Below are 15,164 nucleotides of genomic sequence, written 5' to 3'. Positions count from 1 at the left end.
AAGAACGAAAAACAAAAGAGCGGACAGCCGGAGGCAGCCTGGCATTTCAATGACACAATATAGCGTTCTGTTACTGGTCCTCATTCTGGCAAGCCTTGGACTTTCCGCATTCGCGATTTTCATTTCGATATCCCGATACCGCCGCAATCACCCAAGGGCCGCGGCTTCGCCGGCTTCCGGCGACGACTTTGCCACCGAGGCCGCGCGCAAGGTGCTGCGCGAGTTCGAGAAGAACGGGCAGTCGGTCGACGCGGCGCTGGTTACATGGTCGCCGGAGACGTTGCGCAAGATCCTCGCGGATGAGTTGCCGGATGCGCAGGTCATCATCGTCTCCAATCGCGAGCCTTATATCCACAACGAAACCAGGGACGGCGACGTCGAGCTTGTCGTGCCGGCGAGCGGGCTGGTCTCGGCGCTGGAACCGATCACGCGCGCTTGCGCCGGCACCTGGATCGCCTATGGCGGCGGCAGCGCGGACCGGACGGTGGTGGACAGGAACGACCGTATGCAAGTGCCGCCCGGCAATCCTTCCTACACGCTGCGCCGCGTCTGGCTGAGCGACGACGAATATCAAGGCTATTATCTTGGCTTCGCCAATGAGGGGCTGTGGCCGCTCTGCCACATCGCGTTCACGCGTCCGATCTTCCGCGAATCGGACTGGGAGGCCTATGAGGCCGTCAACCGCAAATTCGCCGAGACGGTGGTTGCCGAGGCGCGCAACGAGCGGCCGATCGTGCTGGTCCAGGACTATCACTTCGCGCTTCTGCCGCGCATGATCCGCGAGCGCCTGCCGGAGGCGATCGTCATCACCTTCTGGCACATACCGTGGCCGAACTCGGAAGTGTTCAGCATCTGCCCGTGGCGCGAGCGCATCCTCGACGGCCTGCTCGGCAGCTCGATCGTGGGCTTCCACACCCAGTTCCACGCCAACAACTTCACCGAAAGCGTCGACCGTTTCATGGAAAGCCGGATCGAGCGAGCCGACGCTGCCATTTCCTATGGCGGCCAGGTGACGCTGGTGCATTCCTATCCGATCTCGATCGAGTGGCCGGTCGAGCTGCTGAAAACTCTTCCGAGCGTCGAGGAGTGCAGGGCGCGCGTGCGCAAGCGGTTCAGAATTCCAGCGGGCGCCAAGCTTTGCGTCGGCGTCGAGCGTCTCGATTACACCAAAGGCATCCTTGATCGCTTCCATGCGCTTGAGGAACTTTTCATCCGTCATCCGGAAACGGTCGGCAACGTGGTATTCCTGCAGATCGCTGCACCAAGCCGGGGCACGCTGCCTGCCTACAAGCAGCTTCACGACGAATGCCTGCGCTATGCCGACGAGCTCAACCAGCGCTACGGCAGCAAATCCTATCAGCCGGTCGTCATGGTGGCCGAGCACCATGCGCAAGCCGCGGTCTATGAGCTTTATCGCGCCGCCGACATCTGCCTCGTCACCAGTCTGCATGACGGCATGAATCTCGTCGCCAAGGAGTTCGTGGCGTCGCGCGACGACGAGCAGGGCGTGCTGCTGCTCAGCACCTTCGCCGGCGCCTCGCGCGAATTGCTGGAGGCGCTGATCGTCAATCCTTACGACGCGGCGATGATGAGCGAGACGATGCTGCAGGCGCTGACCATGGGAACGGACGAGCAGCACGAGCGCATGCGGCGCATGCGCGACATCGTGCGCGACAACAATGTCTACCGCTGGGCCGGCAGCATGCTGCTCGACGCGGCGCGGCTGAGAAAGCGTGGCGACCTCGACCGGGTCACCGCCTTATACGACCGGCCGACCGGCCCCACCGGGGACAATGTCGTCTCCATGTTCGAACGCAAACAGGCAGTCGGATTCCGATGACAATTCAAGCAGACCTTACCCCGCCGCTGCCCGAGGGCCGGTGGGCGCTTTTCCTCGATATCGACGGCACCTTGCTGGAGCATGCGGCGCATCCCGACGCCGTCGCGGTCAGCGAGGAGTTGCGCATTCTCCTGGAGATGATCGAGCGGCGGCTCAACGGTGCGCTCGCCTTCATCACAGGGCGCTCGATAGCAGCCGTCGACCATCTGTTCGACCCGTTGAAACTGCGAATCGCCGGCCTCTACGGGCTGGAACACAGGCTCGCGCCGGACGGAAAGATCGAAGCCGCCGACGAGCCGGCGGATATGGCGGCGCTCGCCGACGAGATCGAACTCGAGCTGGCAAGCAAGGCCGTCTATGTCGAGCGCAAGGGGCCGGTGCTCGCCATCCACACGAGAGCCGCCCCGCAGCTTCTGGCGCGGGCGACGGAATTGGTCGAGGCAGCACTTGCGCGCTTGCCGCAAGGCTACCGCGTGATCGCCGGCAATGCCGGCGTCGAGCTGATGCCGCTCGAAGCGGCCAAGGGCGCCGCGATCCGGCGTTTCATGCAGCTCGATCCATTCACCGGCAGGCGCCCGGTGTTCCTCGGCGACGATACGTCCGACGAGAACGGCTTCGACACGGTCAACGCCGCGGGTGGGATCTCGATCCGCGTCAAGCCGCAAGGCGAGACCGCGGCGCGCTTCGCCATCGAAGATGTCGCGAGCGCCATTGCCTGGCTCGAAGCCAATTTCGGGAAGCCGGCCACGCCAGCGGCCAGCCGCAATCTCGTCGCCTAAGCCGGCTAAGCGCTATTGCTGCTGCAGGCCGGTGATCATGGCGATGATCTCGTTCTTGTCGGTCTTCTTCGTCTCGCGCACGCCGATCTGCTTGCCGCGCCTCAAGACGCAGACGCGGTCCGACAGCTTGAACACCTGGTCGAGGCTGTGGCTGATGATCAGGATGCCGACATTGCGCTGCTTCAGCGACAGAACGATTTCTTCCACCTTGGCGGTCTCAGCGACGCCGAGCGCGGCTGTCGGCTCGTCGAGCAGGATCAGCTTGCTTGCCCAGTGCGTCGCCCTGGCGATCGCGACGCCCTGGCGCTGGCCGCCGGAGAGGTCGCGGATGGTGGCATGCGCGGAAGGGATGCGTACGTCGAGCTCCTTCACCAGCTTTTCCGTCTCGGCGATCATGCGGCGGCGGTCGAGCAGGCCGAAGCGGTTCAGCGGCTCGCGGCCGAGGAACATGTTCATGTAGACGGTCTGCTGGTCGGCTAAAGCGAGATCCTGATAGACCACCTCGATGCCGTGCGCGCGCCCCATGGTGGCGTTCGACATCGTCACCGGCTTGCCCTCGATGGCTATCGTGCCGGAGGAAGGCGGATGCACGCCCGAGACGATCTTGACCAGCGTCGACTTGCCGGCTCCGTTGTCGCCGACAAGCGCCACGATCTCGCCCGGAAAGACTTCGAGCGAGAAGCTCTCGATCGCGGTGATGCCGCCGAAATTCTTGCGGATATCCTGAAGCTGCAGAATGGGCGCGTTCATTGTCGTCTCCTAGACAGGCCAGGCATAGGGTTCGCCAAAGCCGTTCTCGATGGTTTCGACCTTCGGAGCGCCCTTCGAGATACCTGAGACGCCGACGACATAGGCGCGGGTGACGAAGGCCTGGCCGCGGAAACCGAAGATGGCGCTGTCGCCGGGTTTGGGGGCGTTCGCGCCGGAGGCGTCGATCATGGCGTAGTAGTCGATCGCCGAGGGCGGCGGCACCTCGACGCTTTTGAGCGCCGAGGCTGTGGTGGTTGGCTCGGCCGAGACGATCGCCTTGACGTCATAGTCCGGGAAGATCGGGTCGATATAGAAGCCGCCGCCGAAGCAGTAGGCCTTGCCGCCCGACAGATGCGAGACCTCGGTGAGGTAGAGCACGGCAGGCAATTCCGGCAGGTCTTCCATGACATGCAGCGCCGTGGTGCCGTGCAGGCCGTTGCCGGGCTCGCACTGCGTGGCGCCGGCTTCGGCCAGCGCGGCCAGCACGACGCTCGACGTCGTGCCAGGCGCATTGATTTCGATCTCCCTGCGCCCCGCCTTGGCGAGCGCCTCGGCGGCCTTGCTCAGCGTTGCAAGATTGGGCGTCGGCAACACTTTTCGCGCGGCATGATCGAAGAGCAGGGCAGGGAAGGTGGTGATACCGGCAAAGCGGCCGCCCGGAACGGCATCGAGCCGGTCGGCGACGCCGACGACCTCGCCGGCGTCGAAGCCGCCTTCATGGCCGCGGTAGAAAATGTCGCCTTCGGCCGCGATGCGGGCGAGCAGGTCCTGGACATGGCCGGCGGCCTTGGCGCCCCTGCCTGCTTCCTCGGCCTTGGTGTCGTTGAAGACGGTCCAGTAATCCGGCTGGAAGGTGCTCGCCGCCGCCTCCGCTTCGAATTTCGCGATCTGCTGCAAATGGCCGAGATGGCCGAGCTTCATCCCGGCCTTGTGCGTGGCGCGCGCGCAGGCCATGTCGACCGCCACGGCGCGTTCGATGCCGCCGCGCATCACCGCCTTGCAGAATGAGCTCGAACGCCCGACCTGCTTGGTCATGGCGAAAATCTTCAGGCCGAGCCGGTCGGCTTCCTGCTTGAGGACCGCCGCATTGTGCTCGACCGTGTCGAGATCGAGCACATAGGCGTTGGCCGGCAGCTTGCCTTGCTGATGAAGGCCGATCGCCGCCTCGATGAAAGCGGGATTGCGGCGGCGCAGAACGTCGAGAAACATGGAAAAGGTTCCTTCAGCGGGATTTGTCGCGCAGCGACACGGCGACGGCGGTGAGGATGATCAGGCCGCGCACGATCATCTGGTCGGAGACCGAGAGGCCCATCAGGATCAGGCCGTTGTTCAGCATGCCCATCATCAGCGAGCCGACAAGCGCGCCGACGATCGAGCCCTTGCCGCCGTTGAGCAGCGTGCCGCCGACGATGACGGCAGCGATCACTGTCATCAGATCGGTCTCGCCGAGCGTGTATTTCGCCGCTTGCAGGCGCCCGGCGTAGAGCAGTCCGGCAAGCCCCGCGAGCCCTCCGCTGATGGTGAGCACGGCGAGCCTGATCTTGGGCACGCTGATGCCCGAGACGCTCGCCGCGCGGGCGTTGTCGCCGGTCGCTAGCACATGGGCGCCGAAACGCGTCTCACGGTAGACGAGGTGGCCGATGGCGATGGCAATGACCGTCCACCAGATCAGCGACGGCACGCCGAGCAGCGACCCCGAGCCGAAGAAACCGGTGAAGGTCTCGTTGGTGACCGAGATCGAACGAAGATCGGTCATCGAGCGCGAGACACCGGCGAACAGGCCCATCGTCGCCAGCGTCACCAGGAAGGACGGCAGCCTTACATAGGCGACCAGCGCGCCGTTGATGAGGCCGATAAGGATACCGGCACCCAGGCCAGCGACTATGCCCGCCGCCATCCCATAGGAGGCGATGGTGACGGCGGCGGCGAGCGCCGCCACCGCGACGATCGAGCCGATCGAAAGGTCGATCTCGCCGGCCGACATGACGAAGACGAGGCCTATCGCCATGATCGTCACCGGCGCCGTCTGCAGCACGATGTTGGAGAGGTTGCGGACGGTGAGGAAGCCGCTGTCCCGCAGCATGATAGCGAAGAACAGGAAGATCGCCAGGAAGCCGAGATAGACGACATATTGCTGCAGATTGAAGCGGCTAGCGAGGCTGCCCACCTCGGTACTGGTGTTGGCACTGGACATGTTCGATCTCCGATGATGCGTGCTTCGCAGCCTGCCACCGCGTTTACTTCATGGCGTCCGCGATGGTCGCGGGCACATCCTTGTTGAGCGACTTCTTCCAGCCTTCCTTCACCGTCTCCTTGGTGACGGCAATGGAATCGACGGCATAGAAAGGCTCGGCCTTCAGGCCGACCAGGGAACCAGCCGAGGCACGCGCCAGCGTCACGCCGATCGAGTAGGCCTCGTCGGCGACAAGGGCCGCGATGTTGCCGCCCTTGACCATATCGAGCGCGGCCGGTTCGTTGAGGTCGAGCGTGACGATCTTGGTGTGCTTGTTGCCGGCGGCGCGCAATGCGGAGAGCACGCTGAGAGCCGGCTCGGCCCAGGTGACATAGATGCCGTCGAGGTCCGGATGCTGGGTGATCATCGCCTGCGCGATGTCCTCGCTGCGCGCCGGGTCGGCCATCCCGGCCTCGGCGGCGATCTTCATGTCGGGATAATCCTGTTCGATCGTCTTCTTGAAGGCGCCGTCGCGCTGGTTGGTGACGTAGAAGTCGGCGTCATGGAAGATGTAGCCAACCTTGCCCTTCTTGCCGAGCGCCTCGGCCATGGCGATGCCGGCCTTGTTGCCCATCTGGAAGAGGTCGTCCGAAACGATGGCGACGTAATCCGTGCCCTGCTTGTAGCCGGCCGGGCAATTGTCGACGAAGCCGAGCTTGACGCCGGCCTGTCGGGCCGGGTCGTAGACCGAGGCGGCGGTCGCCGGATCGACCGGCAGCGACAGGATGATCGACGGTTTCTTGGCCATCACCGTCTCGACATCGGCTTTCTGGCGCGCGGCGTCGAAGCCGGCGTCGGTCTGCGCCACCACTTCGACGCCGAGACGCTTGAACTCGTCGCGCGCGCCGGCGTTGACGGCATTGGTGTACTCGCTCATCTCGTGCCAGACGAGAGCTGCGGTGAACTTGCCGTCCTTGATCTGCTGCTCCTGCGCCTCTGTCAGCGTCAGCGAGGCCGCCGGAACCGGCTTCTCGCCGTTCGGGCCGGTGGTGACGCCTTCGGCGGCGAAGGCGTGAGCGGCGAACAGGTTCGCCAATACAGTCATGATACTCAATGCTTTGCGCATATCGGTTCCCCTTTTTGTTCAGGAAGAGAGCTCCGGCCCGGTAAGCCGAGCCGGAGCGTGGGCTTCACTTGGCCGCGTCGAGCACCGACTGCGGTGCATCGCGGTTCAACGAATCCTTCCAGCCCTGGGAGACATTTTCCTTGGTTACGGTCAGCGCCGGCGCCACGACGAAGGCGGGCGTCTGCTGGCCGAGCAGGGACTTCATGCCGGAGGCGGCCATGGCGCGGCCGAGTTCATAGGCCTTATCGGCGACGAGTGCCGCGACATTGCCGCCTTTGACCATGTCGAGGGCGACCGGCTCGGCAAGATCGAGCGTGACGATCTTGGTGTGCGTGTTGCCGGCGCCGCGCAGCGCCGAAAGCACGCCGTCGGCGGGCTCGGCCCAGGTTACATAGATGCCGTCGAGATCGGGATGCTGCAGCAGCATTGCATTGGCCAGTTCCTCGGCACGGGCCGGGTCGGAAATGCCCTGTTCGGCGACGATCTTGATGTCGGGATAATCCTTCTCGATGGTCTTCTTGAAGGACTGGTCGCGCTGGTTGGTGACGTAATAATTGGCGTCGTGGAAGATATAGCCGACCTTGCCCTTGCCGCCGATGGCCTTGGCCATGGCATCGGCCGCCTGCTTGCCCATCTGGTAGAGATCGTCGGTGACGATCGAGGCGTAGTCGGTGCCTTGCTTGTAATCCTTGGGCAGGTTGGACAGGAACACCAGCTTGACGCCATCCTTGACCGCCTGGCGGAAGGCTTCGGCGGAAGTGACAGGGTCTAGCGGCAACGCCAGGATGACGTTCGGCTTGGCGGCGAGCGCGGTCTCGATGTCGCTGCGCTGGCGGGCGGCGTCGAACTGCGCGTCGGTCTTGACCGCGATCGAGATGCCGGCCCGGGCGAACTCGTCCGTGGCGCCCGCGGTCACCGCGTTGGTGAAGTCGGAAGAGGTGTGCCACAGAAGGGCTGCCTTGTAGCCCTTGTCCTTCAGCGCCGCGATGTCGGCATCGCTCAGCGTCAGGCTGGAACTCGGGGTGGCGGTCTCGCCCTGCGGTCCGACCGTCTGCGCGTGAGCAGTGCCGGCGGCGAGCATCAATCCGCCGGCCAGGGCGGCGGCAATCCATTTCTTCATCAGCATGTTTTTAGTCTCCCATTTTCTGCTTCGTTGGTCTTTCAGTCGGCCACGCCACAATAGCGGGCCATGAAGGCTGCGAAGCCGACGATGCCGGCGAGGTATTCCTCGATATCGACGTGCTCCTCGAAAGTGTGGCAGTTGCGGATGTCGCCCGGCGCGCAATAGACGGCGGGAATGCCCAGCCGATTGACGAAGAACGAGAATTCCGACCAGAAGGGCGCGCCCTCGATCATGCCGCGTCCGCCCAGGGCGCCTGCCATCGAGTCCGAAAGCAGGGCGACTTCGGCGCGCGTCTCGTCGATCTCGGCGGCGGTGCCGCCCAGCCTGTGGTCGCGACCGGCCGGATAGGCGAACTCGACGGTGATCTCCGGATCGGTGATCGCGCCGCGCACCGCGGCCTCTATCTCGGCGGCGGCCGTGTCGAGGTCCTCGCCCGGCAGGAGCTTGCGGATCAGCGACAGCGTGCATCGCTCGGGCACGGCGATATAGCCGCCGCCGGTGAGGCCGGTGATCAGCAGGAAGCCGCGCCCGGTGAGCTTGTGCTCGGCGCGGGCAGCCACCGCGTCCGAATGCTTCCAGAGCGCCGTCATTGCGGCATGCGCGGCACGCAGCGCATCCTTGCCGAGCTCCGGCACGCCGAAATAGGCCGACTTGCCGGTGATCGTGATGTCGGTGATGAAGAAGCCGATCTGCGCGGCGTAGACGGCAAGCCGCGTCGGCTCGACATAGCAGGTGAAGTCGGGCGCCGCGACCTCGCCGGCCTCGATGCGCTCGACGAAATGCTTGATGCCGGCGGAGACGCCGGTGCCGGGCTGGCCGCTTTCCTCATCGCCGACGAAGGCGAAGGCGACATCGCCCTTGAGGCGAATGCCGGCCTTGTCCAGCAGCGTGAGCGCCGCCAGCGAGGCGGTGATGCCGGCCTTGAGATCGCCCGAGCCGCGGCCCCAGACCGCGTTGTCGACGATGGGCGCGCCGAACGGGTCCTCGCGCTCGGTGCCGGCCCAATGCTCGCGCCAGCCGTCGACATGGACGGTGTCGGTATGGCCGATGAACAGCAGGCGCTTGCCCTGGCCAGTTCCCTTGCGCTCGCCCCAGATGTTCGGCCTGCCGGGCAGGAAATCAGCGCGGCTCAAGCCGCTCAGTCCCAGCTCGCGCATTTTCGCTTCGAGGAAGTCGACGAAATTCGCTTCATTGCCGGTGATGCTGTCGCGGCCGATCGCGCCCCTGAACAGCGCCAGCGCCTGGTCGGAATCGAGAGCGGCGCGCAGCCGGGTTGTGATGTCGCTGGTCACAGCACGACCTCCTTCAGGGCAGCCGCCTGGGCGGTGGGAAGTGAAATCCGGCCGTCCGGCGCGTCGACGCCGAAGAGCGTGTTGTGCAGCTGGCCAAGGCCGATCGCGGCGGCGCCGATCAGCGCCGCCCGCGCGCCCAGCTCGCCCGCCTCGACGGTGACAGGGTAGGGGAAGCAGAGCGGTATCAAGGCTTTGACGCGTGAGAGGATTTCCGGCCTGAGGCCGATCGAGCCGCCCAGTATTACCTTTTCCGGATTGGCGACGGCGGCGATCGCGGCGATGCCTTGCGCCAGATAGCGCACCGTCTCGTCGAGCACTGTGAGCGCTGCCTTGTCGCCTGTTGCGGCATTCTCGAAGATCGCGGGGACCGCGACCTGGGTGCCGGTCAGGGATCTGTAGCGCTCGGTCATTGCATGCGTCGCCACCGCCCGCTCGAAAGCGCCGGTGCGCAGCGATTCCGCGGCGAACGGATCGGCGCCGATCGGCATGAAACCGATTTCGCCCGCCGCATGGGTGGCGCCGCGCACCAGATGGCCGCCCAGCATCAGGCCGCTGCCGACGCCGGTGCCAAGCGCGATATAGGCGAGATTGTCGATACCCTGGCCCTGGCCCAGCCAATTCTCGCCAAGCACGGCGAGATTGACGTCGTTCTCGATCATCACCGCGACGCCGAGCGCCTTCTCGAAAGCGTCAAGCACATTCATGGCGTCGAAGCCGGCGATGTTCGGCGCGAGCAGGATGCGGCCGGTCGCGGGGTCCGGCGCGCCCGGCGCGCCGATGACGGCAAGGCGGATTTTCTTGCGGGGAATCCGCTCCCTGGCCGCGGCCTGGAAGGCGAGCGCCGCGATCTGGTCGATGATGAACTGGCCGCCGCGCGGATCGGTCGGCGTCGCCGCTTCGGCGAAGATCTGGCAGGCGAGGTCGGTCAGCGCCACGCGCACCTTGGTGCCGCCCAGGTCGACAGCGATAATGTAGGCGGCGTCGTGGACGAGCTCATAAGTGACGGCGGTGCGCCCGACATGGCCGCTGGTGCGTCCGGTCTCCTGTACCCAGCCTTCCTGCTCGAGGCCACGTACGATTTCCGAAATCGTCTGCTTCGAAAGGCCGGTGAGCTTGGAAATCGAGGCCCGCGATATCGGCCCGCCTTGGACGATCGCCTCCATGACGGAGCGTTGCGAGAACTGGCGGGAAATACGCGGCAGATCGCTCACGGCGGGCCTCGGATTAATTCGTTCTGTAACCGAACTTATTATTCAAGCATTTGCTTGTCAACGACCTTGTTGCGTCGCCTGGGAACGGCGATCGGATGTGGATGCTGGCGGAGCTCCGCCGACAATTCAGCCGGACAACCGCTATTGCGATCAATGGTTTACGAAAGAACGTTGCTGGCTTCTGGGGATGCCTGCCGCTACTCGGCCGCCAGCTTGCGTCGGGCAAGGTTGATCTCGTCCAGCGGGAGTTCCGGCTCGTCATGGCTTTCTTCGTGACTGCGGAACGAACTCAGCCAATGCGAAAGATCGTCGAGGTAGAGATAGATCACCGGTGTGGTGAAGAGCGTCAGCGCCTGGCTGACGAGCAGTCCGCCGAACATCGTGTAGCCGAGGGGCTGGCGGATCTCCGCCCCGGTGCCATTCTCCAGCATCAGCGGCAGCGCGCCGAGCATCGAGACCATGGTGGTCATCATGATGGGGCGGAACCTGAGCAGGCAGGCCTGGCGGATCGACTCCAGCGAACTGAGATGCTGGTCCCGTTCCGCCGCGATGGCGAAGTCGACCATCATGATACCGTTCTTCTTCACGATGCCGATGAGCAGGATGACGCCGATCAGGCCGATCAGGTTGAACTCCATGTGGAAGACGAGCAACGTTCCCAGCGCGCCAAGCCCGGCCGAGGGCAGGGTGGACAGAATGGTCAGCGGGTGGATGTAGCTTTCGTAGAGGATGCCGAGGATCAAATAGACCACGACCAATGCGCCGAGGATGAGCACCGGCACGGATGACAGCGACTGCCGGAAGGCTTGGGCCGTGCCCGTGTAGCTGGTCTGGATGGTGGCGGGCAGCCGCATCTCGGCGGCGGTCCTGTCGATCGCGGCGGTGGCCTGTCCCAGCGCTACATTGGGCGCCAGGTTGAAGCTGATCGTCACCGACGGGAACTGGCCTTCATGGTTGATGACCAGCGGCTGCACCGGCTTCGTCGTCCACTTGGCGATGGCCGAGAGCGGCACCTGCGAACCGCTCGATGTCGTCAGATAGATCTGGTCGAGCGCCTTGAGGTTGCCGCGCAGCGACGGCAGCACCTCCATGATCACGTCATAGGTTGAAAGCTGGGTGAAATATTGGGCGATCTGGCGCTGGCCGAAAGCGTCGTTGAGCGTGTTGTCGACGTCGTTGGCCGTCAGGCCGTAGCGGGCAGCCTGGTCGCGATCGACCTGCAGCGTGAGCGTGGTGCCGGAACTCATCTGGTCGGTCGAGACGTCCCGCAATTCGGGCAGTCGCTGCAAGGCCGTCAACAGCTTGGGCGCCCAGCTGTCCAGCGTGTCGAGGTCGCTGCTTTCCAGCACATACTGGTATTGCGACGCGGACAGCTTGCCGCCGACACGCACGTCCTGCGAGGCCTGCATGAACAGGCGCGCGCCCTGAACGGCCGCGAGCTTCGGCTGCAACCGGCGGATGATCTGGTCGGCCGAAGCGTCGCGCTCGTCGCGCGGCTTCAACTGGATGAACATGCGGCCGGTGTTCTGCGTGTTGCCGCTGCCGCCCGTCGATGCCGCGAAATGCGCAACCGCCGGATCCTTGGAGACGATCCCGGCAAATTGCGCCATATAGGACTGCATCTGGCCGGCGGAGACATCCTGGCCGGCGATCACCTGGCCGAAAATCAGGCCGGTATCCTGCTGCGGAAAGAAGCCGCTCGGGACAAGGGTGAAGAAATAGCCGGTCAGCGCCACGCAGCCCAGGAACACCAGAAGGGTGATGAAACGATGCGCAAGCGCCCGGTCGAGGCCGCGCTCATAGGCGCGCAGCATCCCGTCGAAGACGCTTTCGCTCCAGCGGTAGAGCCTGCCGTGGTGTTCCTCTGCCGCCGGCTTGATGAAGCGTGAGGCGAGCATCGGGGTAAGCGTCAGCGAAACGCAGGCCGAAACCAGAATGGTCATGGCCAGCGTCACCGCGAACTCCTTGAACAGGCGACCGATGATGCCGCTCATCAGGAGCAATGGGATCAGCACCGCCACCAGCGAGATCGAGATCGACATGATGGTGAAGCCGATCTCGCTGGCGCCGCGGATTGCTGCCTGCATCGGCTTCTCGCCATGCTCGATGTAGCGGACGATGTTCTCCAGCATCACGATGGCGTCGTCGACGACGAAGCCTATGGAGATGGTCAAGGCCATCAGCGACAGATTGTCGATCGAATAGCCGGCGGACCACATCAGGCCGCAGGCGCCGAGCAGCGCCAGCGGGACGGTGAAGGCTGGGATGGCCGTCGCCCAGACATTGCGCAGGAACAGGAAGATCACCATCACGACCAGCCCGATGGTGAGCATCAGCGTGAACTGCACGTCCGCTACCGAAGCGCGGATGGTCTGGGTGCGATCCGAAAGCACCTGCAGTTTGAGTGAGGCCGGCATCGAGGCGGTCAGCATCGGCAGCTCCGCCTTGATCTTGTCGACCGTGTCGATGATGTTGGCGCCTGGTTCCTTGAAGATGACGAGGACGACGCCGCGCGTCGTGTCGGCCCAGCCGGCCTGGGTGTAGTCCTGCGCGTCGAGCACCGCCCGGCCGACATCCTTGACCCGCACCGGCGCGCCGTCGCGATAGGCGATGATGGCCTTGTTCCAATCGCCGGCAGCGGTCATCTGGTCGTTGGAGAACATGGTGAAGGAGCGCACCTCGCCCTGGATGTTGCCTTTGGGCAGGTCCACGGTGCCGATCGAGAGCGGGGTGCGCACCGCTTCCAGCGACAGGCCCCTTGCCGCCAGTTTGGCCGGATCGAGCTGGACCCGGATCGACGGCGTCTGCTGGCCGCCGACCAGCACCTGGCCGACGCCGTCGACATGGCTGATCACCTGCGCAAGCTTGGTGTAGACGTCGTCGCTCAACGTCGTCAGCGGCAAGTCCGTCGAGCTCGCCCCGATCAGCATGATCGGCGAGTCGGTCGGATTGACCTCCCTATAGGTGGGCGGATTGGGGAGGTTCTTCGGCAATTGTCCGCCGGCGGCGTTGATGGCCGACTGCACCAGCCCGGCGGCCGATGCGATGTCGACGTTGAGAGCGAATTGCAGCGTGACCTGGCTGGAACCTGACAGGCTGCTCGACGTCATTTCGGCAATGCCGGGGATCTGCGCGAACTGCGTCTCGAGCGGCTGGGTCACCGACGACGCCATGGTGATCGGGTCGGCGCCCGGCAGGCTGGTTGACACCTGGATCGTCGGGAAGTCGACGTTGGGCATCGGCGCGACCGGCAGGTTGAGATAGGCGACGACGCCGACGAACAGCACGCCGATCATCAGGAGCGAGGTAGCGACCGGGTAGCGGATGAAAGGCGTGGAAACACCGATCGCGGCCATCAGCTTGCACCTCCGGGCTGCGCGGTGCCAGCCTGCGTCTGGCCGGCACCGGGTGGGGGCGTGGCGTCGACACTTGCGCCGTCAACCACGCGGTATTGGCCGGCGATCACGACACGCTGCCCTTGGCTCAGACCATCGGTCACGACCGTCTCGCCGCCATCCGAAGGACCTGTCTTGACGGTCTGCCGATGGACCTTGCCGTCGTCGCCGACGACATAGGCGAAGAGCCCGTCAGGGCCATGCTGGACGGCTTCGTCCGGCACCACGATCGCGCCTGACATCGTGCCGATGCGCATGCGCGTGTTGACCGAAAGACCCGGCCACAAAGCATTGTCCTGGTTGGCGAATGTCGCCTTGAGCGAAATCGTGCCGGAGGCCTGGTCGACCTGGTTCTGGACCGCTTCCAGCTTACCGCTGGCCAGCACCGTCTTCATATCCGCGCCAAGCGTGTCGATCGGCATGGGGCCGGCCGTGAAGACCTTGTTGATGGTCGCGACCTCGTCCTGCGGCTGCGTGAACGACACGTAGATGGGCTGAAGCTGCACGAGAGTGAAAAGCCCGGGGCTCTGGCCGGCCTGCACGATGTTGCCCGGATCGATGGTGCGGAAGCTCGTCTTACCGGACAGCGGCGCCGTGATCCTGGTGAAGTCGAGGTTGAGCTGCGCCGCCTCGATGGCCGCCTTGTCGCCCTCGATCGTGGCGGCGGTGGTCGTGACCACCGCCTGCTGGTTGTCGACATCCTGCTGGGTTTCGAAGGTCTTTTGCAGGAGCGTGGAGAGGCGTTTGAGGACCACTTGCGCATTCTTGAGCGTCGCCTCGTCCTCCGCCTCCTTGGCCTCTGCCTGGTCGAGTGCGGCCTGATAGGGGCGAGGGTCGATCTCGGCAAGCAAGTCGCCTTGCTTGACCATCTGCCCCTGCTCGACCGGGACCTGGTCGACGACACCGGCGACACGGCTCGAGATGCTGACGCTGTTCAGCGGCGTCACCGTGCCGAGCCCGTAGAGATAAAGTGGGAAATCGGCCCTCCGCACCGTGGCGACAGTGACCGGAACCTTGGGCGCGGGCTGCGCCGACGCCGCGCTCGCGGCAGCCTTTGCCTGGGCATGGTTGCGCCATAGGCCATAGCCGCCGCCAAGCAGAATGAGTACGGCCAAAAGCACGATGCTCCGAGAGCGATGCTGCCGTTTGCGACTGGCTTGCTGCGTTGATGAAATGCTCATGATGCCGTCCACCTGCGGGCCAGAATACCTAGCCTTTTCAGGATGGTTGGAGGTTGGGATCGACCTCGTCGATCGGCGGGACAGTAGTCCTGTCGACGCTGCGCTGTCAGCTTACAGATCGGTCATGTTGCGCTGCGGCATTCAACGATGCGTGAGGCCGCCTTGACCGGACCATCGCGGCAAAATCAAATTTTGTTCATAGCCGGCGCTCGATCCGGAGCGACAATCAACTGCTCAAGCGGGAAACAGGAAAGCCGCGCCCGGATCGAAAAACACCGGGCGACGAGACGATGC

General features: G+C 64.6%; 11 protein-coding genes. 2 read left to right on the top strand and 9 right to left on the bottom strand.

Features of this window, described 5'->3' with window-relative positions; translation table 11 throughout:
* The first annotated feature begins 49 nt into the window (after window positions 1–49).
* A complete protein-coding gene (locus FJ418_RS16170; protein ID WP_140867178.1) occupies window positions 50–1,840 on the top strand; it encodes a trehalose-6-phosphate synthase in 1,791 nt (596 codons plus the stop codon).
* A complete protein-coding gene (gene otsB, locus FJ418_RS16165; protein WP_140867176.1) occupies window positions 1,837–2,619 on the top strand; it encodes a trehalose-phosphatase in 783 nt (260 codons plus the stop codon). Before FJ418_RS16170 ends, otsB begins: the two co-directional genes overlap by 4 nt.
* Before the next feature lie 12 nt (window positions 2,620–2,631).
* Here otsB and FJ418_RS16160 read toward each other — a convergent pair whose 3' ends face one another.
* From FJ418_RS16160 to FJ418_RS16120, 9 genes are all read right to left on the bottom strand, one after another.
* Window positions 2,632–3,369: an ATP-binding cassette domain-containing protein gene (locus tag FJ418_RS16160; protein ID WP_140867173.1), complete on the bottom strand. Its 738-nt coding sequence runs from the start codon at window positions 3,367–3,369 to the stop codon at window positions 2,632–2,634.
* 9 nt (window positions 3,370–3,378) lie between these two features.
* Window positions 3,379–4,578 carry an alanine racemase gene (locus FJ418_RS16155; RefSeq protein WP_140867170.1) on the bottom strand — a complete coding sequence of 400 codons (1,200 nt, stop codon included), beginning with the start codon at window positions 4,576–4,578 and terminating at the stop codon, window positions 3,379–3,381.
* Between the two features lie 13 nt (window positions 4,579–4,591).
* Complete coding sequence (locus tag FJ418_RS16150; protein WP_140656577.1) at window positions 4,592–5,563, bottom strand: ABC transporter permease; 972 nt, start codon at window positions 5,561–5,563, stop codon at window positions 4,592–4,594.
* Window positions 5,564–5,606: 43 nt separating this feature from the next.
* A complete protein-coding gene (locus FJ418_RS16145) occupies window positions 5,607–6,647 on the bottom strand; it encodes a substrate-binding domain-containing protein (protein WP_226892200.1) in 1,041 nt (346 codons plus the stop codon).
* A gap of 85 nt (window positions 6,648–6,732) precedes the next feature.
* A complete protein-coding gene (locus tag FJ418_RS16140; RefSeq protein WP_140867167.1) occupies window positions 6,733–7,794 on the bottom strand; it encodes a substrate-binding domain-containing protein in 1,062 nt (353 codons plus the stop codon).
* 35 nt (window positions 7,795–7,829) lie between these two features.
* Window positions 7,830–9,083, bottom strand: coding sequence for a M20/M25/M40 family metallo-hydrolase (locus FJ418_RS16135; protein ID WP_140867164.1), 1,254 nt, complete (start codon window positions 9,081–9,083; stop codon window positions 7,830–7,832).
* A complete protein-coding gene (locus tag FJ418_RS16130) occupies window positions 9,080–10,294 on the bottom strand; it encodes an ROK family transcriptional regulator (RefSeq protein WP_140867162.1) in 1,215 nt (404 codons plus the stop codon). The genes FJ418_RS16135 and FJ418_RS16130 overlap by 4 nt, the downstream gene beginning before the upstream one ends.
* Window positions 10,295–10,491: 197 nt before the next feature.
* The gene (locus FJ418_RS16125; RefSeq protein ID WP_140867159.1) at window positions 10,492–13,650 is read right to left on the bottom strand and encodes an efflux RND transporter permease subunit; all 3,159 of its coding nucleotides are present in this window, start codon (window positions 13,648–13,650) and stop codon (window positions 10,492–10,494) included.
* Window positions 13,650–14,810, bottom strand: a complete 1,161-nt coding sequence (locus FJ418_RS16120) for an efflux RND transporter periplasmic adaptor subunit (protein WP_246683063.1) — start codon at window positions 14,808–14,810, stop codon at window positions 13,650–13,652. Before FJ418_RS16120 ends, FJ418_RS16125 begins: the two co-directional genes overlap by 1 nt.
* Between the last annotated feature and the right edge of the window lie 354 nt (window positions 14,811–15,164).

It is taken from the genome of Mesorhizobium sp. B2-8-3 (genome assembly GCF_006440815.1).
In the GTDB taxonomy this organism is placed as follows: domain Bacteria; phylum Pseudomonadota; class Alphaproteobacteria; order Rhizobiales; family Rhizobiaceae; genus Mesorhizobium.
This window is presented reverse-complemented; position numbering and strand designations above follow the sequence as displayed.

What these genes read in the sequence shown, in the direction of transcription:
- FJ418_RS16145 (WP_226892200.1), bottom strand. Translation starts at nt 6,647, where the DNA reads ATGACTGTATTGGCGAACCTGTTCGCCGCTCACGCCTTCGCCGCCGAA.
- FJ418_RS16140 (WP_140867167.1), bottom strand. Translation starts at nt 7,794, where the DNA reads ATGCTGATGAAGAAATGGATTGCCGCCGCCCTGGCCGGCGGATTGATG.
- FJ418_RS16160 (WP_140867173.1), bottom strand. Translation starts at nt 3,369, where the DNA reads ATGAACGCGCCCATTCTGCAGCTTCAGGATATCCGCAAGAATTTCGGC.
- FJ418_RS16155 (WP_140867170.1), bottom strand. Translation starts at nt 4,578, where the DNA reads ATGTTTCTCGACGTTCTGCGCCGCCGCAATCCCGCTTTCATCGAGGCG.
- otsB (WP_140867176.1), top strand. Translation starts at nt 1,837, where the DNA reads ATGACAATTCAAGCAGACCTTACCCCGCCGCTGCCCGAGGGCCGGTGG.
- FJ418_RS16170 (WP_140867178.1), top strand. Translation starts at nt 50, where the DNA reads ATGACACAATATAGCGTTCTGTTACTGGTCCTCATTCTGGCAAGCCTT.
- FJ418_RS16125 (WP_140867159.1), bottom strand. Translation starts at nt 13,650, where the DNA reads ATGGCCGCGATCGGTGTTTCCACGCCTTTCATCCGCTACCCGGTCGCT.
- FJ418_RS16150 (WP_140656577.1), bottom strand. Translation starts at nt 5,563, where the DNA reads ATGTCCAGTGCCAACACCAGTACCGAGGTGGGCAGCCTCGCTAGCCGC.